Here is a 21,797-nt window from a genome sequence, read left to right on the forward strand (position 1 = left end):
GTGCTTATTAACTATTCAGCTATTGCAACTTCTACATCAACTGGATAAATACTAGCTTTTTTCTTGTTTTTACCCATTCTCTCGTATCTTACAACTCCATCTACTTTAGCGAAAAGAGTATCATCTCCACCTATTCCAACATTTGTTCCTGGGTGGATTTTTGTTCCTCTTTGTCTAACTAAGATGTTTCCAGCAAGTACAAATTGTCCATCTGCACGCTTAACACCAAGTCTCTTAGATTCACTATCTCTTCCGTTTTTTGAGCTACCTACTCCTTTTTTATGAGCACATAGCTGAAGGTTTATTAGTAACATATCACTGCACCTCCTCTACTAACACTTTAATATATTTTCTATAACTTATTTCTAAATTTTGCAATCCTAGCAGCATCGTTTCAAGTAAAACTTGTGCTTTATCTATTTCTATATCAGACAGGTTAGATAAATCCAAACCTATATTTCCTTCTTCTGCAACATATGTAGCTTTTAACTTCAACACTTCTAACGCTCCTAAGATAGTTACTTGTGCCAAGTTGCTTACGCATCCACATACAACATCATCATATATGTTGACTTTTTCTTCTGCATCAAAGTACTCAGCATGACCATCTACATGAAATGATACAAGCATACTAGATTTTCTTGTAAAATTTATTGTAATCATAATTAAGCTTCTATCTTCTCAACTACGATTTTAGTGAAAGGTTGTCTGTGTCCTTGTTTCTTTCTGTAGTCTTTTTTAGGCTTATATTTGAATACTATAACCTTTTTAGCTTTTCCTTGCTCAACAACTTTAGCAACTACTTTAGCTCCTTCAACTACAGGTTTTCCTACTACTAAACCTTCCTCTTTTCCAACTGCTAAAATTTCAGTGAATTCTACAGTTGAATCAACTTCAGCTTCAAGTTTTTCAACGAATAAAACGTCTCCCTCTTGAACTCTGTATTGTTTTCCTCCAGTAAGTAAAACTGCGTACATTAAAATACACCTCCTCAATCCAGTCTCGCCAATTAAGGTTATCCACCTAAAAGATGAATATTTAAACCTATTCTGTGCGGTCTACAAAAGCCATTATATCATTTAAAAATAACTTTGTAAAGAAATTTAAAATGTTTTATTAAAATATTTTATAAACCTCTGCATTTCTTATTTGATTTGCAAAGATTAGCGGCTCTAATTTAAATGATTCCATATCATGAACATAGTTTAAATATATACTTTTATCTAATCCATTTATATTTTTTATAAATGATATTAAATCTTTTTGAATTTGATTTTTATAACTTTCATCTATTTCTATATATATATCTTTTACATTTTGTTCTAAATTTAATCTTTCTAAAGAATCTTTTATCATATTTTCTAAATATGATAGTTTTACTTTTACACCTTTACCATGGCAAGTACTACAGCTTTCAAATATATATTCATAAATAGATTTTCCACTACGTCTTCTTGCAATTTGAACTAAATTTAATTCTGTAAAATCATAAATTACAGTTTTATTTTTGTCATCTAAAAAACTTTCCTTTAGAACTTTTAATATTTTTTCTTTTTCATCTTTTTTATACAAATCAATAAAGTCTATAATTATTATTCCACTCATATTTCTAAGTCTTATTTGACTTGCTACTAATTTTGCAGCTTCTACATTAGTTTGAAAAATATTATTTTTTATGTCTTTAGCCGAATTTACATCCACAACATACATAGCCTCAGTCTTTTCAATAACTATATTTCCTCCACTAGGCAAATTAATCTTATTGCTTCTAAGACTTAAAATTTCTTTTTCTATACCAAAGTTATTAAATAAACTTATATTTTCGTCATATAATTTTATATCTATATCTATATTTTTAAATTCCAATATTTCTTTGCAATAATTAAAATCTTCTTCTGTGTTTACTATAACATTACAATTACTTGAACTTAAACTTCTTATGGTGTTTCCTAAAATACCATCATTATCATATAAAAGTCCGCACTTATTAGAATATGTAAACTTTCTTTTTATATTTTCATATATGCCATATAACACCTTAATTTCAGAATTAATAACTTCTACATCCACATCAGATGCACTAGTTCTTAGTGTTACCCCAATGCCTTTAGGTTTTTCTATGTTTTCTTTTACTAATTCTTTAAAGTCTTTATCTTTTATTTTATAAGAAAATCTTATATCTTCATTTTCATTAGTTATAACTACATAATTTCCTGGTAAATTTATATTATTTACAACTTTAGGACCTTTCTTGCCTATAGATTCTTTTATTACTTCAACAAGTACTTCATCACCTTTTTTTAAGTTTTCTTTTAAATAAATATATGCATTTTTATTAGTGCCTATATCTATAAATGCTGATTTTATTGATGGAACAATATTTTTAACTACACCCTTATATATATTTGAAACCTTGGGTTCATCATTTTTTTCTTCTATATAGCACTCAGTTAAAATTCCATTTTCCTTTATTGCAATTCTTAAAAACATTTCTTGTCTTTCAACAAATACTTCCTTCACCTTAAACACCTCATACTCTTTTTCTTGTAACAATGAGATTACATACTTTATTATAAACAATTTTTTTATTTATTGATATATAATAATAAATTTTTATAAATTTAAAATACTAGCTCATTAAGTATTTTTTATACCTTTGAGCTAGTATATATTTTACATATTATAAATATTCATTAAGAGGCACTAAAGTATTATCTTTATTGGCATACATATCTATTCTTTCTATGTCAACAAAGGCATCTTTATCTAAAGAACTTACATGTTCCTCTATGTATTCTATTAGTAATTTAGCTGATACATTTTCCCTACTTCCACAAGCAAGCATTGTATCTATTAATATATTGTTATTATCATTCACATACTCTATTTTCTTAATCAAAGGTTTTATATCTATATCTTTATCACCTTTTTTACTTTTTCTAACAGTCATCCAAGAACTTTCATTACTTAATTCTCGTATTTCATTTAATGCTTTTTCTCCATCTATAGCTTTAACTTTTATTTTATATAAAGCTGCATCTATAATTGCCATTGATTGAGGTGTTTTTTTATTTTCTTCTACTTCAACTCTTTTTGCATCTAAAAACTTAATTCCCATTGGAGAATTTTCATTTAATCTTTTTACAATCTCTTCACAACATACTTCTTCTTTAAATACTGTATCTAGATACTCTCCTCTAGAATACACTCCTACTGATAAAGGCTGTGCTATTGATATTGTCATATGTGGATTAAATCCCTTAGAATAATCTATTGGAAGTCCAGCTCTTTTAACTGTTCTTTGAATAGTCCTCATTAAATCTAAATGAGATATAAATTTTATTTCACTTTCTTTAGTGTATTTTATTAAGTATCGCACCTTCAAAGCATTTACCCTCCTTAAAGCATACATTTACTCCACAACCAGTACATTTTTCTCTACAATCTGGTGTAAGAACTTCACTTTTAGCTTTTTCATTTTCGCTCATTAAGTATCTTTTGCTTACTCCTATATCTATAAAATCCCATGGAAGTATTTCTTCATAACTTCTTTCTCTATATGTATAGAAGTCTCCATCTACATTGCACTCTTTTAGTGATTCTTGCCATCTTTCAAAGTCAAAATATTCACCCCAACCATCAAATCTAGCGCCTTTTTCAAATGCTTTTATTAAAACATCACAAAGTCTTCTATCACCTCTAGCAAATACTGCTTCCATATAGCTAACTGGAGATTCATGCCAATTATAAACAATTGCTTTACTCTTTATAGAATCTCTTAAATTGCTAATTTTTCCTTTAACATTATCCATTCTGTCCATTGGTGCCCATTGGAATGGAGTAAATGCCTTAGGTACAAATATTGATGTACTAAGTGTTACTCTTAGCCCTCTTTTTCTTACATTTTTAGGAACCTTAAAATATTCTTCTACTACTTTTTCTCCTAGTTCTCCAATTCCTAAAACATCATCCATTGTTTCATATGGAAGACCTATCATAAAGTATAATTTTAAAGTTGACCAACCAGCTTCAAAAGCACTTCTGCTAGAATCTAATAAATTTTGTTCATTTACACCTTTATTTATTATATCTCTCATTCTTTGACTACCTGCTTCTGGAGCAAAGGTTAAGCCTGTTTTTCTAACTTTTTGTATTTCTTTTATTAAATCTACTGAAAATGAATCAATTCTAATTGACGGAAGTGACACACCAATTTTTTCATCTTTATACTTTTCTATTAAAGAAAAAACTAGATTTTGTATATCTGAATAATCACATATACTTAAAGATGTTAATGAAACTTCCTCATATCCTGTTTTCTTAATAATATCATCCGCTTGTTTTACTAATGTTTCTGTTTTCTTTTCTCTTACTGGCCTATATATCATACCAGCTTGACAAAATCTACAACCTCTTGTACATCCTCTAAATGTTTCAAGTGTTATTCTGTCATGTACAATTTCCGTATAAGGAACTATAAGCTTATCTGGATATACATTTTCATCAAAATTGCTTATTATTCTCTTTTTTACAACCTTAGGAACATCATCATACAATTGTTTAAATTCTTTTATAGTGTTGTCTTCATTGTATGTAACCTCATAAAGACTAGGTACATATACCCCCTCTATCTTTGATACAGCTCTTAAATATTCCTCTTTAGTTTTATCTTTGTACTCAGTATACAAATCTAAAACCTCATTCATAACCACTTCCCCTTCTCCTAAAAGAAAGAAATCTGCTATATCATAAAGTGGTTCTGGATTATATGCACAAGGACCGCCCATCATAATTATTGGGTATTCCTCACCTCTTTGAGATGCTCTAAGTGGTATATTAGACATATCTAACATATTTAATATATTAGTATAACTCATCTCATATTGAAGTGTAAAACCTAGAAAATTAAATTTTCTTAATGAATCTTTTGTTTCTAATGTAAATAATTCTATGTTATTTTCTCTTAACTCCTTCTCCATATCTGGCCAAGGTGCATATGCTCTTTCGCAAAATGTATCTTCTCTTTCGTTAATTACATGATAAAGTATTTTACTTCCTAAATGAGACATACCTACTTCGTATACATCGGGAAAACAAAATGCATATCTAATTGATACATCATTTTTATCTTTATTGTAAGAATTAAATTCTCCACCTATATATCTAGCTGGTTTTTCAACTTTACATAATATATCATCGGAAATTTTATTCATTTAAATTCCTCCTTAAGTTAATTGCAATACTTTATTTTATCATAAGCTAATAATATGTCAAAACATATTATCAATTTTTTTGTTCATTTTTACACAATTCCTCTAAAGATATGTTTCCATCATTTTTTAATAAATTTATTATTTCTTCTTCCCCTAATGTTTTTATTATATTCATATTATCATCTAAAATAGTAAATATATGATAATGGGTTTTATCTATAAAGTCTAGTAATTCTAATAAATTAAGTTTATAATATACCGAAATGCTTTTGTTTTCTATGTATCCCCTCTTAGTGAGTTTTTCCTTCTTTCTTATTGTGTATCCCATAATTACATAGACTATCCTTTCTCTTTCTTTTTTACTCATTATTAAAATGAAAATAGCTATTAATACTAAAGTAATGTTTGATATATCACAAAACATAGAGAATGTACTTAATATTAGTAAACTATATCCTAAAATCATACTTATTCTTAATGCTATTTCATTTGCCTTTTTATATAAAAATTTTTTTCTTAATAAATCCCTAAGAACCCTACCTCCATCTAAAGGAAATGCAGGAAATAAATTAAATGCTCCCAATACTAAATTATATTCATAGAACAGTTGTAAAACATCATTGGTATATTTCAGAAGTATTACTTTACTTATGAATGCTAATATAAAATTCCCTACAGGACCACTAATAGATATTAATATATCCTCTCTTACTGTTGCCTCATCTAAATCTTTTAATTTTATTGATGCTCCTATAGGCAGTATCTCTATACAAAAGCCTTTAAATCCTAGACTCCTTGCCATTAAATAGTGTATAAACTCATGTATAACTACTATAATAAAGCCTAGTATTAATCTTCTATTTAATCCTAAGACAATTAAAAATATAAGATAAGGTATGGAATATTTATTAAATTTTATTGATTTCATTTCTTTCTTATTTTTCAAATTGCCATATATTCATACACATCTTGTGCTTTGCCCATATACAATATTTCAAAATAAAAATTACTTTCCTTATCTTTTCCATTTACCTCACCTATTACATCACCTTTTTTTATCTTTTCTCCTTGTTTTACAAATATATCAGTCATGTTATAATACTTGCTTTCTATGCCTTTTCCATGATCTATAACAATGTACTTTCCTAGTTTTTCATCAACATCTATTTTTTTAACTTTCCCATCATTACAATTTTTAATTTTTTGTACATCATTAACTTTTACCTTAAGAATTTTGTTTTTATCTTTTTCAAACTCATCTAAATTATTTGACTTACTTGCCATTACCGGTATTGAATATTCCGTCCTAAGTTCTTCTAATATAGTTTTTCCACCTATAATTTTTGATTTTACTTTATCTATAAAATTTACACTTATGTTTTCCATATCATCAAGACTTAAATTTTTTATATAATTTAATGCCTTTTTATAGTCATATGTCTTTGTCATTTGTGTTTTTGCTAAAGAAAAAATTTCCTTTGTATAGTTGTTATTAACAACTCTACATCCCATAAAAATAACAATCAACATTACAGATATAGCTAATTGAATAATAAATTTATTTACCAGTTTTTCAACCTTTTTATTTGAGGCTTTATCCATAACAGTTGATTTTTTATTTTTAGATTTAATATTATAACTACCATTATTTCTTTTTAAATTGTTATAATATTTTTCATACAAATTCCTATATTCGCTCATAACAATCCCCTACTTCTACTTATATTCCTACTTTAATATATACTCATTTATTTTTTAATTATGAATAACTAAACATATAAATCTTATAAATTTTATTTAACATTTAAACTTTAAATTATTCATGTTTCAGTTGAGAAATTTAACTCCAAGTTTTAATCCATATTTTTTAAAATTGACAATGAACAATTAAAAGTGAACAGTGAAGGTGAAAATTGGATTTGCAAAGCAAATTAGTTGAAAACAATATAAAACGTAGTTTTTATGTATTTCTATTTTAAATATTAGGAATGAAATGAGTAATATTCACCATAACTATTCACTTTTCACTCTTACTTATTAACTTAGCTTCAAATATACAAATAGGAATAACTTTAAATTTTTAATTGTAAACTGCTTCCATATATAGTATTAGGAATGTACTATAATTTTCTTATAAGAATTTTAATTTTAAATAAAAAGAAGCACTTTAGAATATTTTTTATTCTAAAGTGCTTTAATTTGATAATTATCTATTTTTCAATGATGTCATCATAGATTCTGCTGTTCCTATATTAGTAGCTAATGGAATACAATGAACATCACATAATCTTATAAGTGCATTTACATCTGGCTCATGTGGTTGAGCAGTCAATGGATCTCTAAAGAAAAATACTAAATCTATTTCTCCTTCTGCAAGCTTTGCTCCTATTTGCTGACCACCACCCATTGGTCCTGACAAATATTTATGTACCTCTAAATTTGCAAGTTTACTTATAAATGTTCCTGTATTTCCAGTAGCATATAATTCATGTTTTTTTAATATCTCTCTATACCTTCTAACAAATTCAATCATATCATCTTTTTTCTTATCATGAGCTATAAACGCAATCTTCATAAAGTACCTCCTAAAAGTTTATTTTCTTTCTCCTCATACCAACATTTAATATAAGTCCTAAAGAAATAAAGTTTGTAAGCATAGAACTACCTCCATAACTTACAAATGGAAGTGTGATTCCAGTAATAGGCATTATTCCTATAGTCATTCCTATGTTTTGAATTATAGAAAAAATCATTCCTCCTATTATTCCTATACACAAAATACTTCCAGCCATATCTTTAGATGTCCTAGCAATTTTTATAAGTTTATAAAGAAGTATTCCATAAAGTGTTAACAGAAGTATTCCTCCCATTAACCCCCATTCTTCTCCAATAACTGCAAAAATAAAATCTGTATGATTTTCTGGAACAAATTTATATTGTTTTCCATTAAATAATCCTAATCCAAAAATTCCACCTGAACCTATTGCAAGTTTAGATTGTATAAGTTGTAGACCTTCATTAAGTTCATATTTCTCTGGATTTAAAAATGCCAAAAATCTAGCTTTTTGATATGTTTTTATTATATTTGTATTCCATACCAACACAATTGCTGTAGTTAAAAACGCAAGTCCTCCGCCTATTATTTTCCAATCTATATTAGCAACTATAACTATTGCAAGTACAATAAAAAATGATACCATAGTCATTCCCATATCTGGTTGTGTAACTATTAAAACCATTGGTATAGCTGCATAAATGCCTATTGTAAGTATGCTTTTTAAATTATTCACATTTCCATCCATATCTTGAATAACTTTAGCAAGCATAATTATCATACCTATTTTTGCAAATTCTGATGGTTGTATTGCTCTACTACCTATACTGATCCATCCTGTAGCACCATTTATATTACTTCCTAATACATAGTTATTTAAAACTAAGAGTATTACTCCACCCCAATAAATAACAGATGCATAATTTAAAATCAAATTATAATCTATTAGTAATATGCAGTACATAGCTACAAGCCCTACACCTAACCACATAAATTGAAGTTTTGCATAATATATGCCACCGGTGGTATGCGTCGCACTATATATATTAATTATAGAAAAAGCTACTATTAAAATCACTGTTATAATTATGCTATAATCTAGTCTCTTACCTAATTTATTATTTAATTTTAATTTACTAAGCATTATTTATACCTCCAACATAAATATGATTATAACATATTTAATATTATAACAAAAGATTTTATAGGGCTATAAAATTTTTATCATTTTTTAGGTTTTTTTATAAAAAATAAAGCCACAGATATTATTAAAATTAATATCTATAGCAATAAAATTATCTATTTTTTATTTTTTTTATAGGTATACTTGCTATTAACGCAGGTGATGTTCCTTCTATTTGTTCTGTACTTGTAATTTTAACATCTACCTCAGTATCATCTATCTCAACATAATTTGATATTACTTTTAATAAATCACCTTTTATAAGTTCTAGCAAATCTGGAGAAAAATTTGCTCTATCATGAATTAATATAAGTTTCAACCTATCTGTTGCTATACTCTTAGAAGATGCCTTATTTGAAAATAATTTAAACAAATCCATCTAAATTCACCTCCTATTTTTTATTACCACTGAACATTTTTTTTATAGCTGCTAAAAATCCGCCTTTGCTTATAGTTGAATTTAAATCTAAAAATTCAACTTCTTCACCAATTATTCTTTTCGCAATATTCTTAAAAGCTTGACCTGCATAAGCTTCAGTATCTAAAACTATAGGTTCTCCCTTATTAGTAGAAACAGTAACTTTTCTATCATCTGGAACAACACCTATAAGTTTTATTGCCAAATTCTCTTTTATATCCTCAACATCTAACATTTCACCATTTTTAGTCATCTGAAAATTAATTCTATTAACTATAAGTTGAACATCTTCTAATCCTTTAGCACATAATTTACCTATAACTCTATCAGCATCTCTAACTGATGTTATTTCTGGATTGACTACTACTATAGCTCTATCCGCTCCAACTATGGCATTTTCAAACCCTTGCTCTATCCCTGCCGGACAATCAATTATTACATAATCAAAGCTTTCTTTTAACTCATTTACAACTTTAAGCATAGATTCTATATCTACATCATTCTTATCTCTTGTTTGTGCTGTTGGAAGCAAACATAATTTATTAAATCTTTTATCTTTGATTAAAGCTTGTTTTAATCTGCATCTATCTTCTATTACATCTATAAGTGTAAATACAACTCTATTTTCAAGACCCATAAGCACATCTAAATTTCTTAATCCAGTGTCTCCATCTATCACTACTACTTTTTTATCCATTGCAGCTAATGCTGTTCCTATATTGGCTGTGGCTGTTGTTTTACCAACACCGCCTTTTCCTGATGTTATAACTATTGATTCTCCCATCTATTTACCTCCATTAAATATATTTATTGACTAAATATGGTTCTATAACTATATTTCCATTTCTTATTCTTGCAACCTCTGGGTAACTCGGTTTTATATCATCATCTGGTGATATTGTCATAAGATTGGCTATTTTCATAATCTGTGGTTCTAAGTAAAATGCTGCAATTATTGCCTTATCATTTCCTGTCGATCCTGCATGAACACATCCTCTTACACTTCCTAAAACTATAATATTTCCTGCTGCTGAAACTTCAGCACCATTATTTACATCTCCTATTACAACTAGATTTCCTGAATACTCATAAGTTTGTCCACTTCTAATAGTTTTTCTTAAATACTTAGTCCTACCTTCATTTATTCCATTAAAAATTTTACTAGTACTTTTTTCTTCTGAATCTATAAATATACAATCCTTAATTTGAAACTCTTGAAATAATATATCTTTTATAGTGTTCAATTCTCTATTAGTAAACTCTTTCAATTGCATAGTCATTCTAACAATACAACCTTTATAAAAGTTTTTTCCTTTTGAGAGCTTTTCTATAAGAGCATTTATCATTTCTTCAAAGCCCCTAAATTTTTGAAAATCTATAATTATGTTTAATCCTTCTCTATTACCCTTTAGTATAATATTATCTTTTTGCATACATATCCTCCAACACTACACTACTTGATATATTTCAACATGTTTTAATAAAAATCCTTCTTTGCTAGAAAATTTTTACTTTTCCCAGGAAATATGCTTATTTTTCTCATTATTTCATAAAATTTTATCTGACTAAAAAAAATATAACATAAAATCAAATTAAAATCCATTATGTAGAAGTATTTTAATTAATAAATTCTACTATATATGTAACTTTGATTTAGTTTATCATATAATAAATAATAATTTTTCAAAACAAAATTCATTTTATAAAAGAAATTTTACTTTAATTATTTATACATACATATACTATATCGGTCTATAAAAATCATGTTTTCACATTTTATTTTTTACAAATACATATTGCTAATTAATTTCCATATTATATTTAAACAAATGAACTTTAACATAATTCATTAATGATTTCTTGATAATAAAAAATGACATTATAAAGTAAATTTTATAATGTCATTTATTATTATTATTCTTCCTCAACGATTAAATTTGTTTCAGCTTTATTTTCTATTTTTTCACCATTTTCATTTATAGTCTTTTTTTCAGTTTCACTTTTATCTATTTTACCTTCACTTTTTATTAATTCTGGATATCTAAACTGATAATTGGGATTTATTCTTAATATTTCTTTACTAAAGTACTGTTCATATACATTTCTAGCTACTTCTGCAACATTTCCTCCATGTCCACCATCAAATACTATTACTGAAACTACAATTTCAGGGTCATTATATGGTGCAAATCCAACATAAGTTGCATAGGACGTTCTACCTAATGCATCTTGCTTTTCTTGATTAAATGTAGATGAACCTGTTTTACCAGCAATTCCTATTTCTGTTGGAAAACCTTCAAATGCAGTAGCACCTGTTCCTTGTTCTCCTCTTGTAGCTCTGAACATACCTTCTTTTATAGCCTCTACATTTTCATCATTCATTTCAATTTTTTCTAAAAGCTTTGGCTTACTAACGGTTTCTTCCCCTGTAACTGAATCTACTATTTTGTTCACTAACTGCATCTCATATCTATTCCCTCCATTAACTAAAGTTGCTACATAATTAGTTAATTGAAGTGGTGTAAAGTTATTCATACCTTGTCCTATGGATGCATCATATGCATTAGCTGCTGATTTTCTATTTGATATACAATCGGTAATGGAATAATTTATTGCCACTGTCATTCCGTTTATATCTTTTTCAGTATAACCTTTTTGTTTTAATTCTGTTGAATCATTTATCATATTTTTTAATAAACCTTCAGTAGTTTTAGCAATTTCTTCTTCTGGTGATTTTTTTTCTTTTTTCATCTCTTCTTTTATGTAATCTATTAAATCTGTTTTCTTTTTATTTAACATAGAAATTTTTTCTTTGTCTATACCTATTTCTTTTTTTCTAGTTATATCAATTCCTTTATATTGCATATCACCTAATGAATTATTACCATTATTCATTAGTGTAGCCAATTTATCTATATTTTCATTTGCAAATTTATTTTTACTTGATTCATAGTTGTAAACTTGACCAAAGTGTTCATCTATTTCTATTCCAGTAGATGCTTCCTTGCCAGAACCTGGTTCTACCCCCAATCCAAATTTCCATCCATATTTAGCTATATAATCAAGACCTTCTGAAACTTTATTACCTCTTTCAAATAATCTATCTGCAACGTCATAAAAGAAGTAGTTGCAAGAAACTTCAAGTGCTTTTTTAACATCTACATCTCCATGAGTTCCATGATTATCTTTATAAATCCAACAAGAACCTTTATATGTGTCATATCTTTTATTATATTCACCATTATCATAAATTGTAGTGTATGGGTCAATTACGCCTTCTTCTAATCCAGCAACGGCAACTAATGGTTTAAAAATTGATCCTGGCGGAGTTAATGTGAGTGTTGCATAGTTATAAAGTGGTTTTGGAAATATATCATATTTATCTTCCCTATTTCCATTATCATCTTTAGGAAATATTCTTTCCATAAGAATATTAACTCTATCATCATAAGATAAAGTTATAACTTCTTCATCACTTAAAACACCACTAACATTAGCTAATTCAAATTTTTCTATATATTCTCTTCCTTTTTTCTCTAAATTAGGATTGAAATATTCACTTGATAATTCATCCGTTAATAAACCTGGCGTAACAAATATGTTAGGATCATATCCTGGTCTACTTGCTAATGCTAAAATTTTTCCTGTTTTAGCTTCCATAACTACTGCAGCACCTCTTGTTGCATTTCTAGGGTTTGTAAGACCACCACCACCTGCATGTTCTCCAGATAATCTTAATTTTTCCATAGTGTCATCTAATGATTTTTCTGTAACTGCTTGCACTTTGTTATCTATATTAAGATATATATCTTTTCCTGGATAAGCTTCCACTTCTCCAAGTGTTTTTACTTTTCTTCCTTGTTTATTTACTTCTATACTTTCTTGTCCTTTAGTGCCCTTTAATTCACTTTCAAGGCTAGATTCAATACCTGCAGTACCAATAATATCAGTGCTTACATCATAGCCCCTTTCTTCATATTTATCTTTTTGCCATGACGCTATTTTAGATGTATATCCTAAAAACGCAGAGCCCAGTTCTTTATTTGGGTAATATCTCATTGGCTTAGTTTCTACTATTATTCCTGGTAAATCTGGTTGCAATTGTTCAAATATAAAAGCAACTTCTTTTGATAAATTTGTGGCTATCTCTACAGGTTTATATCCAGAGTAACTTTGCATTTTCATAGCATCTAAAACAACAAGAAACTTTCTCTTTTCAATTAAATTGTATTTGTCATATTCCTTCTTATCTAATTGATATTGTTTTAATAGCTCCTTTAATACATCTTCAGCTGATATTTTTAAAATAGCATCATCTATTTCTTTTTTCTCTGAATCTTTAAGTTCTTCATCATTTTTATCTTTATACAATTTTTTTCTTACTATTTCATCAAACCCTCTGTCTTTTTTAAATCTAAGTTCCATCCATAGCCTATCCTTATTTGTACCTTTAAACTTAAAATTTATATTATATATTTCTTCATGTCCATTTTTCTCTTTTAAATCCACAGATATAGGAAACTCATCTTCTATTGGAACTTTATTTTCATCTAGCTTTTTAAAAACTTTATTCATTGTGTTTTCAAACTTTTCTTTGCTTTCTGTTGTTTCAGAAAACATTAAAGTATAACATTGAATACTTGTAGCTAGAGTTTCACCATTTTTATCTTTAATATCTCCCCTTGGTGCAACTTTGGCTACATTTTTAAAATGCTTTTGGCTAGCTTCTTCTCTATACTCATCAGCCATTACAACTTGTAAATACAACAATCTGCTTACTATAGCTGAAAATATTGCTATCATAGCAATAAAAAATATTGTATATCTTGAAAACTTTTTATCTCTTTTTTTCTTAATCATAACACTCCCACTCCACTTACTCTCTCAAATCCTCATAAACACTTATTAGTATAATAATATTTTTTTAATATATCACCTTATATAATTCAACATATATTTCTCAACTCCTTCAATATTGCTATTTTTAATGCTTTTATAATTATAAATATGTCTTAAAACATTTTTCCTATATATCTTTTACCTAAATAAAAATAGTACTATGAAAATCATAGTACTATTTCTTTTAATTTTGTTCTTCATTTAAAATATCTGCTTCAGAATTGTTTTCTGTATTTTCACCATCTTCACTTATGTTCTTTTGTTCATTTTTAGTGCCATTATTCGCTTTATTATCAGTTTTTTCTCCATTTTTTATTAGTTCTGGATATGCAAATTGATAATTTGAATTTATTTTCAATAACTCATCACTAAAATATTGTTCATACACAGCTCTTGCTACTGGAGCAACACTTCCTCCATGTCCTCCATCAAATACTATTACTGTAACCACAATTTCCGGATCATCATATGGCGCAAATCCAACATAAGTTGCATAAGATGTTCTTCCTAATGCATCTTGCTTTTCTTGGTTAAATGTAGAGGAACCTGTTTTACCTGCAATATCTATAGGGAATCCTTCAAATGCAGTAGCACCTGTTCCTTGTTCACCTCTTGTAGCTCTGAACATACCTTCTTTTATTGCATCAACATTTTCCTTTTTCATTTCAATTTTTTCTAAAAGTTTTGGTTCAATAACAGTTTCTTCTCCAGTTACTGGATCTATTATCTTATTTACCAATTGCATTTCATGCCTATTTCCTCCATTAACTAAAGTTGCTACATAATTAGTTAATTGAAGTGGTGTAAAGTTATTCATACCTTGACCTATAGATGCATCATATGCGTTTGCTGCAGATTTTCTATTTGATATACAGTCTGCAATAGAGTAATTTATTGCTACTGTCATTCCATTTATATCTTTTTCAGTATAACCTTTTTGTTTTAATTCTGATGAAGCATTTATAATATTTTTCAATAGACCTTCAGTAGTCTTTGCAATTTCTTCTTCTGGAGATTTTTTTTCTTTTTTCATCTCTTCTTTTATGTAATCTATTAAAGCTGTCTTCTTTTCATTCAACTTAGCAATTTCTGCTTTTTCTTTATCTGTACCTTTTTCTTTTTTTCTAGTTATATCAATTCCTTTATAATTTCCAGTACTTAAAGAGTTGTTACCAGCTTGCATGAATTCTGCTAATAAATTTACATATTCATTAGCAAATTTATTTTTACTTGACTCATAGTTATAAACTTGACCAAAGTTTTCAGATATTTCTATTCCTGTAGATGCTTCTTTACCTGAACCCGGTTCCACACCTAATCCAAATTTCCATCCATATTTAGCTATATAATCAAGTCCCTCTGAACTTTCATTTCCTTTTGCAAACAATCTATCTGCAACATCATAGAAGAAATAGTTACAAGAAACCTCCAATGCCTTTTTAACATCTACATCTCCATGACTACCATGACTATCATTATAAATCCAACATGCACCATTATATGTGTCATATCTTTTATTATATTCGCCATTATCATAAACTGTAGTATATGGATCAATTACTCCTTCTTCTAACCCAGCAATTGCAACTAACGGTTTAAAAATTGATCCAGGAGGAGTTAATGTAAGTGTTGCATAATTATAAAATGGCTTTGGAAATATATCATATTTATCTTCTCTATTTCCATTATCATCTTTTGGAAACATTCTATCCATAAGAGTATTAACTCTATCATTATAAGATAATGTACCAACCTCTTGTTCAGTTAAAACACCACTAACATTTGCTAATCCAAATTTTTCAATATACTCTCTTCCTTTTTTCTCTAAATTTGGACTAAAGTATTCATTAGATAATTCATCAGTTAATAATCCTGGAACAGTAAATATGTTTGGATCATATCCTGGTCTACTTGCCAATGCCAAAATCTTTCCTGTCTTAGCTTCCATAACTACAGCTGCACCTCTTGTTGCATTTCTAGGGTTAGTTATATTTCCACCACTACCATGCTGGCCCATGCCTCTTAATGTAGTCATAGTGTCATCCAAAGACTTTTCTGCTACAGCTTGTATATTCTTATCTATATTAAGTTGTATAGTTTTCCCTGGATAAGCTTCCACTTCTCCAAGTGTTTTTACTTTTCTTCCTTGTTTATTTACTTCTATACTTTCTTGTCCCTTAGTACCTTTTAATATACTTTCAAAACTAGACTCTATTCCAGCAATACCTATACTATCAGTACTTACATCATAACCTTTTTCCTCATATTTATCTTTTTGCCATGATGCTATTTTAGATGTATATCCTAAAAATGCAGAACCCAAATCTTTATTTGGATAATATCTCATAGGTTTAGTTTCTACTATTATACCTGGTAAATCTGGCTGCAATTGTTCAAATATGAAAGCAACATCCTTTGATAAATTAGTAGCTATTTCTACAGGTTTATATCCAGAATAACTTTGCATTTTCATTGAATCTAAAACAACAAGGAATCTTCTTTTTTCAATCAAATTATATTTTTCATATTCCTTCTCATCTAATTTATATTGCTTTAATAATTCATTTAATACATCTTCAGCTGATATAGCTAAAATGGCATCATCTATTTCCTTTTTTTGAGAATCTGTAAGTTCTTCATCATTTTTATCTTTATACAATGTTTTTCTTACTATTTCATCAAATCCTCTATCTTTTTTAAATCTAAGTTCCATCCATCTTCTATTTTCTTCATTTGTAGCTTTAAATTTAAAAGCTATATTATAAGATTCCTTATCATTAGTTTTTTCTTTTAAACTTACCGATATAGGAAATTCATCTACTATTGGAACTTTATTTTGATCTAACTTTTGAAAAACTTTTTCCATTGTAGTTGCAAATTCTTCTTTACTTTCCGTTGTTTCAGAAAACATTAAAGTATAACTTTGAATACTAGTTGCTAAAACTTCTCCATTTTTATCTTTAATATCTCCTCTTGGTGCAACTTTAGAGACATTTTTATAATGCTTTTGGCTAGCTTCTTCTCTATATTCATCAGCCATTACAATTTGTAAGTATAAAAGTCTAAACATTATAGCTGAAAATATCACCGCCATAGCAATAAAAAATACTGTATATCTAGAAACTTTTTTATCCTTCTTTTTGTTTTTCATCATAATATCACTTTCCTAAAATTTCCATTCTTTTTTCATAAATTTTGTTTCTGAAAGTTTGTAAACATATCTATATGCTATAGCTGATAAAACCATATTATATATACTCACTAATAATACATTATAAGTATTCATTTTAATTTTTAATAAATAAAAAATTCCTAATATAAGAATTCCTTTAAATAAACTAAGTAGTAATGTCATTATTATTGGCACAAATGATTTTTCCTTAAATATACTTTTTCCTATTATTGCAGCAATATAACATACTAGCATATTTACTAACATGTTTATTCCAAAACCGTGAAAAAAATAAATATCCTGAAGAAACCCCGAAAACACACCTAACATAATAGCTTCTACTTCACCATTTATAATAGAATAACATATCACAAATATAAATAATAAACTTGGATAAACAGATTTTATTGCAAAAAATGTAACAAAAGAATTATCCAATATAGTAAGTAATAATGTTATTCCTATTAACGTTAATACTTTTTTCATATCACTCACCTAATATTTAACTTCCGTTGAATCTTTTGTATCTACTTTTTCTTGTGTATTTATTTTTTCTTTAGGTAGAACTATTAACACTTGTTCTAAGGAATTAAAATCTATGTTAGGTTTTATGATAGCACTTTTCATAACAGCCGCTTTATCTTCCCTAACCTCTAAAACTTTTCCAATTTCTATTCCTTTTGGATATACTCCACCTAATCCAGAAGTTAAAATAGTATCCCCTTCTTTTATATTAGAGTTAATAGAAAGTCCTGTTATTTCCGCTAAGAATTTGTCTTCACTACTTTTATATCCTTTTACTATTCCATCACTTTCTTTGGTAGATAAAACATGTCCTGCTACTGCTATATTTTCATTACATAAAGTTTGAACTATACACCAATTACTTCCAACTGATGTAACTTGACCTACAAGTCCTGCTGATGTAACTACAACCATTTTTGTTGCTATTCCATCCTTGCTTCCCCTGTTTAATCTAAATCCATCTAAGAAATTTTGCCCACTCATGCCTACTATATCAGCACCAACATATTCATATTCAGATTTTGTATTTTTAAAATTCAACTCTTTTCTAAGTCTTGCATTTTCATCTATTAGCATTTTATTTTGGGCTATAAGTCTATTAGCTTTATCACTTTCTTCTCTAAGTTTATCATTTTCTTTTTTAATATCTTTTATATTAAATATAAAGCTAAAAGAATCTTTAATCTTATTTCCTACATTATAAATAACACCTTCAACACTATTTAATGCCACTCCAACACCATTTTCCACGAAAGACATATGTTCTCTTTGAACAGTATATCCAATAAGAAATAAAAAGCATACTGACAGTATTATTACTACTACTGCCAGTTTGTTTTTGAATTTATTCACTTTTAGCCTCTTTTATCCATTATATCTAAATTATCTAAGGCTTTACCAGCTCCTATAGCTACACAATCAAGTGGTATCTCAGCTATATTCACAGGCATATGAGTTTCGTGGTTTATTAATGCATCAAGTCCTTTTAATAATGCTCCCCCACCTGTTAGCATTATTCCTTTATCCATTATATCTGCTGCAAGTTCTGGTGGTGTTTTTTCAAGAGTTGTTTTTATTGAATCTATTATAGATGCTACTGGTTCACTTAAAGCTTCTCTAACTTCGCCTTCATTTATTTCTATAACCTTTGGCAATCCAGAAATTAAATCTCTTCCCTTAATTTCCATAGTTCTTTCTTCATCACCTATGTCGAAAGCTGAGCCTAATTCTATTTTTATAGCTTCTGCTGTACGCTCACCTATCATTAAATTATATTGTTTTTTTATGTAAGCTATTATAGATTTATCTAATTCATCACCAGCAACTCTTAATGATTTGCTAGTTACTATACCACCTAAAGATATTATAGCAACTTCTGTTGTTCCTCCTCCAATATCTACAACCATACTACCTGTTGGTTCATTTACTGGAAGACCTGCTCCAATTGCTGCAGCCATAGGTTCTTCTAATAGAAATGCAAATCTTGCTCCTGCACTTTTAGTTGCTTCTTCTATAGCTCTTTTTTCAACTTCTGTTACGCCTGATGGAAAGCAAACTACTATTCTAGGACTTTTAAATCCATTTTTAGCACCAGCTTTTTCAATAAAGCTTCTTAACATTTTTTCAGTAACATCAAAATCAGCAATAACTCCATCTCTCATTGGTCTTATAGCTACAATGTTTCCTGGTGTTCTTCCTATCATTTGTTTAGCTTCATCACCTACTGCTAATACTTTGTTAGTTTTCTTATTTATAGCCACTACTGATGGTTCTCTCAGTACTATTCCTTTTCCTTTTACATAAACTAATGTGTTTGCGGTACCCAAATCTATACCCATATCTCTTGATTTTGCAAAAAATCTCATCATATTTTCTCCTTCCGTTTCTATAAAAATGCTTTTTCTTTAAAGCTAACATAAATACCATTTCCTATAATAATATGATCTAAAAGTTCAATCCCTATTATCTTACTACACTCTTTGAGTCTATTAGTAATATTAATATCTTCTCTACTAGGAGTTGGATCTCCTGACGGATGATTATGACAAATTATTATAGAAGCACTACTATTTTTTATAGCTTCTACAAAAACTTCTCTAGGATGGACAATTGAACTATTCAAACTTCCTATTGATATATTTTTAATAGATATAACAACATTTTTTGTGTTGAGCATTATAAGTCTTAGATATTCCTTTTTTAAGTATCTCATATCTTCCATCATATATTCTACAACATTTTTAGGACTTATAATTTTAAGTTCTTCTCCTGACTTAAAAGTTCTAAATCTTTTAGATAGTTCAGCTAAAGCTATAAGTTGAGTTGCTTTTGCCTCACCAACGCCATTTATTTTCAAAAACTCTTTAGCATCTTTTTCTAAGATTCCATTTAAGCCATTGCATATTGAAAGTATTCTATTAGATAGTGCTAATACATCTTCACCTTTAATACCTGTTCTAAGTATTAGAGCTAGTAGTTCTGAGTTAGATAAATTTTCAGCACCATATCTTAAAAGTTTTTCTCTTGGTTTTTCATTTGTAGGTAAATCTTGAATTTTAAAGTTGTTCAAAAACTCACTCCCTTTTAAAGATTTACCCCCATCTCCTTCAAAGCTATGTTTAATCTATTTAAAGGCAATCCTACAACACTATAGTAATCACCTTTAATTTCTTCTACAAATATTGCTGCTTTACCTTGTATGCCATAAGCTCCTGCTTTATCCATTGGTTCTTTTGTATCTATATATTTTTGTATTTCAACATCTGTTAAATTAGAAAATTTAACTTTTGTACAAACTGCATCAGTTTTAATTTCTTTAGTTTTAGAATTTAAAACAACTATTCCAGAATAAACCTCATGAACTTTTCCACTCAATTTTTTTATCATATTAAATGCATCTTCTTCATCTTTAGGCTTTAATAAGATTTCACCATTAAAATACACAATAGTATCACTTGCTATTATTATACTTTCTTTAGAAATTTTATTACAAACATCCATTGCTTTTCCCTTAGATATATCAATTACATAACTATTACAGTTACCATTGAAAGATATTGAACTTTCATCAAAATCGCTAGTTATAATTTCAAACTCATCTGTGATAAGTTTTAAAAGTTCTTGTCTTCTTTGTGATGAAGATGCTAATATTAAATCCATTCAAGCTCACTCCTAATACTTTCTAAATAATATTATTGCCATTATTACGCATATTATAGACATTAGATTTAAGTTGAAGTTTAGTCCTAAAACTATGTTTATGACTTTTAAGTCCAAAACTATAGGTTCTTTAAGTCCTATAAAATACGACTTTCCTAAAAAATCTAAAAAGCCTACACTTTTACATAATACCTCCCCAATAAAGCTTCCAGAAATAGCTGCCAATAGTATAACAAATACATAATCTTTGGCCTTCTTATCTGAACTTTTCAAGTTTTAATCCCCCATTTATAACTTTATCTTATATAGTTTATCATTTAATAGTATTATAAACAAGTATATAACAGTTATTTATAATTTTTTTGTACTTTTTGAAATATGTAGTTGAATCCTGTAAAACTTGATTTATTATATTGTATTAAAATAGATTTTCACCCTGTAAATATAATTTTTTCTTTATAATTTAAATTAATTTATAAATTTATTTTAAATTATAAATTAATACTTCATTTTAGTTACTTATATAGAATTCTAATCTAATATCTTATATTTTATAGTTTATACATTTATTAATCTGTACAATAAATTTTAAAAATAAAAACTGAAAACGATAAAATAATTTTATCACTATTTTATAGCAATTAAAGTATTTTATCGTTTTTCAGTTTATTTTA

General features: G+C 27.8%; 21 protein-coding genes. All 21 read right to left on the minus strand.

Annotation, left to right across the window (positions count from 1 at the left end):
* Nucleotides 1–11: 11 nt before the first annotated feature.
* The 21 genes from rpmA to BN346_RS01595 all read right to left on the minus strand — a co-directional run bounded on the left by rpmA (nt 12) and on the right by BN346_RS01595 (nt 21,396).
* A complete protein-coding gene (gene rpmA / locus BN346_RS01495; RefSeq protein WP_034438611.1) occupies nt 12–314 on the minus strand; it encodes a 50S ribosomal protein L27 in 303 nt (100 codons plus the stop codon).
* A gap of 1 nt (nt 315) precedes the next feature.
* Nucleotides 316–663, minus strand: a complete 348-nt coding sequence (locus BN346_RS01500; protein WP_034438613.1) for a ribosomal-processing cysteine protease Prp — start codon at nt 661–663, stop codon at nt 316–318.
* A 2-nt stretch (nt 664–665) separates the two neighbouring features.
* Entirely contained in the window at nt 666–977 is a 312-nt protein-coding gene (gene rplU, locus BN346_RS01505; protein ID WP_034438615.1) for a 50S ribosomal protein L21, read from the minus strand.
* A gap of 139 nt (nt 978–1,116) precedes the next feature.
* Complete coding sequence (locus BN346_RS01510; protein ID WP_034438617.1) at nt 1,117–2,520, minus strand: ribonuclease E/G; 1,404 nt, start codon at nt 2,518–2,520, stop codon at nt 1,117–1,119.
* A gap of 160 nt (nt 2,521–2,680) precedes the next feature.
* Nucleotides 2,681–3,379: a TIGR03936 family radical SAM-associated protein gene (locus tag BN346_RS01515; protein ID WP_034438763.1), complete on the minus strand. Its 699-nt coding sequence runs from the start codon at nt 3,377–3,379 to the stop codon at nt 2,681–2,683.
* Entirely contained in the window at nt 3,354–5,213 is a 1,860-nt protein-coding gene (locus tag BN346_RS01520) for a TIGR03960 family B12-binding radical SAM protein (protein WP_034438619.1), read from the minus strand. The genes BN346_RS01515 and BN346_RS01520 overlap by 26 nt, the downstream gene beginning before the upstream one ends.
* Before the next feature lie 70 nt (nt 5,214–5,283).
* On the minus strand, nt 5,284–6,159 hold the full coding sequence (locus tag BN346_RS01525) for a M50 family metallopeptidase (RefSeq protein ID WP_242838377.1): 876 nt from the start codon (nt 6,157–6,159) through the stop codon (nt 5,284–5,286).
* The gene (locus BN346_RS01530; protein WP_034438621.1) at nt 6,156–6,914 is read right to left on the minus strand and encodes a M23 family metallopeptidase; all 759 of its coding nucleotides are present in this window, start codon (nt 6,912–6,914) and stop codon (nt 6,156–6,158) included. Before BN346_RS01530 ends, BN346_RS01525 begins: the two co-directional genes overlap by 4 nt.
* Nucleotides 6,915–7,419: 505 nt before the next feature.
* On the minus strand, nt 7,420–7,788 hold the full coding sequence (gene mgsA, locus BN346_RS01535) for a methylglyoxal synthase (protein WP_034438623.1): 369 nt from the start codon (nt 7,786–7,788) through the stop codon (nt 7,420–7,422).
* Between the two features lie 10 nt (nt 7,789–7,798).
* A complete protein-coding gene (gene rodA / locus BN346_RS01540) occupies nt 7,799–8,911 on the minus strand; it encodes a rod shape-determining protein RodA (protein ID WP_034438624.1) in 1,113 nt (370 codons plus the stop codon).
* A gap of 151 nt (nt 8,912–9,062) precedes the next feature.
* Entirely contained in the window at nt 9,063–9,329 is a 267-nt protein-coding gene (minE, locus tag BN346_RS01545; protein WP_034438626.1) for a cell division topological specificity factor MinE, read from the minus strand.
* Between the two features lie 13 nt (nt 9,330–9,342).
* On the minus strand, nt 9,343–10,152 hold the full coding sequence (minD, locus tag BN346_RS01550; RefSeq protein WP_034438628.1) for a septum site-determining protein MinD: 810 nt from the start codon (nt 10,150–10,152) through the stop codon (nt 9,343–9,345).
* Nucleotides 10,153–10,165: 13 nt separating this feature from the next.
* Nucleotides 10,166–10,801 carry a septum site-determining protein MinC gene (gene minC, locus BN346_RS01555; RefSeq protein ID WP_034438630.1) on the minus strand — a complete coding sequence of 212 codons (636 nt, stop codon included), beginning with the start codon at nt 10,799–10,801 and terminating at the stop codon, nt 10,166–10,168.
* A gap of 481 nt (nt 10,802–11,282) precedes the next feature.
* Nucleotides 11,283–14,228: a penicillin-binding transpeptidase domain-containing protein gene (locus BN346_RS01560; RefSeq protein ID WP_074432660.1), complete on the minus strand. Its 2,946-nt coding sequence runs from the start codon at nt 14,226–14,228 to the stop codon at nt 11,283–11,285.
* Nucleotides 14,229–14,451: 223 nt separating this feature from the next.
* Nucleotides 14,452–17,421: a penicillin-binding transpeptidase domain-containing protein gene (locus BN346_RS01565; protein ID WP_081770888.1), complete on the minus strand. Its 2,970-nt coding sequence runs from the start codon at nt 17,419–17,421 to the stop codon at nt 14,452–14,454.
* A 12-nt stretch (nt 17,422–17,433) separates the two neighbouring features.
* Entirely contained in the window at nt 17,434–17,925 is a 492-nt protein-coding gene (gene mreD, locus BN346_RS01570; protein ID WP_034438632.1) for a rod shape-determining protein MreD, read from the minus strand.
* 9 nt (nt 17,926–17,934) lie between these two features.
* On the minus strand, nt 17,935–18,816 hold the full coding sequence (gene mreC / locus BN346_RS01575; RefSeq protein WP_051539853.1) for a rod shape-determining protein MreC: 882 nt from the start codon (nt 18,814–18,816) through the stop codon (nt 17,935–17,937).
* 2 nt (nt 18,817–18,818) lie between these two features.
* The gene (locus BN346_RS01580; protein ID WP_034438634.1) at nt 18,819–19,829 is read right to left on the minus strand and encodes a rod shape-determining protein; all 1,011 of its coding nucleotides are present in this window, start codon (nt 19,827–19,829) and stop codon (nt 18,819–18,821) included.
* A 20-nt stretch (nt 19,830–19,849) separates the two neighbouring features.
* Complete coding sequence (gene radC / locus BN346_RS01585) at nt 19,850–20,533, minus strand: RadC family protein (protein ID WP_034438636.1); 684 nt, start codon at nt 20,531–20,533, stop codon at nt 19,850–19,852.
* 14 nt (nt 20,534–20,547) lie between these two features.
* The gene (locus BN346_RS01590; protein WP_034438638.1) at nt 20,548–21,123 is read right to left on the minus strand and encodes a Maf-like protein; all 576 of its coding nucleotides are present in this window, start codon (nt 21,121–21,123) and stop codon (nt 20,548–20,550) included.
* 12 nt (nt 21,124–21,135) lie between these two features.
* Nucleotides 21,136–21,396 carry a DUF4321 domain-containing protein gene (locus BN346_RS01595; protein WP_034438639.1) on the minus strand — a complete coding sequence of 87 codons (261 nt, stop codon included), beginning with the start codon at nt 21,394–21,396 and terminating at the stop codon, nt 21,136–21,138.
* Between the last annotated feature and the right edge of the window lie 401 nt (nt 21,397–21,797).

Source organism: Clostridium ihumii AP5 (genome assembly GCF_000612845.1).
Lineage (GTDB): Bacteria > Bacillota > Clostridia > Clostridiales > Clostridiaceae > Clostridium_J > Clostridium_J ihumii.

Excerpts from the sequence above, each read along its gene's own strand:
- rpmA (WP_034438611.1), bottom strand. The coding sequence starts at position 314 with ATGTTACTAATAAACCTTCAGCTATGTGCTCATAAAAAAGGAGTAGGT.
- BN346_RS01500 (WP_034438613.1), bottom strand. The coding sequence starts at position 663 with ATGATTACAATAAATTTTACAAGAAAATCTAGTATGCTTGTATCATTT.
- rplU (WP_034438615.1), bottom strand. The coding sequence starts at position 977 with ATGTACGCAGTTTTACTTACTGGAGGAAAACAATACAGAGTTCAAGAG.
- BN346_RS01520 (WP_034438619.1), bottom strand. The coding sequence starts at position 5,213 with ATGAATAAAATTTCCGATGATATATTATGTAAAGTTGAAAAACCAGCT.
- BN346_RS01530 (WP_034438621.1), bottom strand. The coding sequence starts at position 6,914 with ATGAGCGAATATAGGAATTTGTATGAAAAATATTATAACAATTTAAAA.
- mgsA (WP_034438623.1), bottom strand. The coding sequence starts at position 7,788 with ATGAAGATTGCGTTTATAGCTCATGATAAGAAAAAAGATGATATGATT.
- rodA (WP_034438624.1), bottom strand. The coding sequence starts at position 8,911 with ATGCTTAGTAAATTAAAATTAAATAATAAATTAGGTAAGAGACTAGAT.
- minE (WP_034438626.1), bottom strand. The coding sequence starts at position 9,329 with ATGGATTTGTTTAAATTATTTTCAAATAAGGCATCTTCTAAGAGTATA.
- minD (WP_034438628.1), bottom strand. The coding sequence starts at position 10,152 with ATGGGAGAATCAATAGTTATAACATCAGGAAAAGGCGGTGTTGGTAAA.
- minC (WP_034438630.1), bottom strand. The coding sequence starts at position 10,801 with ATGCAAAAAGATAATATTATACTAAAGGGTAATAGAGAAGGATTAAAC.
- BN346_RS01560 (WP_074432660.1), bottom strand. The coding sequence starts at position 14,228 with ATGATTAAGAAAAAAAGAGATAAAAAGTTTTCAAGATATACAATATTT.
- BN346_RS01565 (WP_081770888.1), bottom strand. The coding sequence starts at position 17,421 with ATGATGAAAAACAAAAAGAAGGATAAAAAAGTTTCTAGATATACAGTA.
- mreD (WP_034438632.1), bottom strand. The coding sequence starts at position 17,925 with ATGAAAAAAGTATTAACGTTAATAGGAATAACATTATTACTTACTATA.
- BN346_RS01580 (WP_034438634.1), bottom strand. The coding sequence starts at position 19,829 with ATGAGATTTTTTGCAAAATCAAGAGATATGGGTATAGATTTGGGTACC.
- BN346_RS01590 (WP_034438638.1), bottom strand. The coding sequence starts at position 21,123 with ATGGATTTAATATTAGCATCTTCATCACAAAGAAGACAAGAACTTTTA.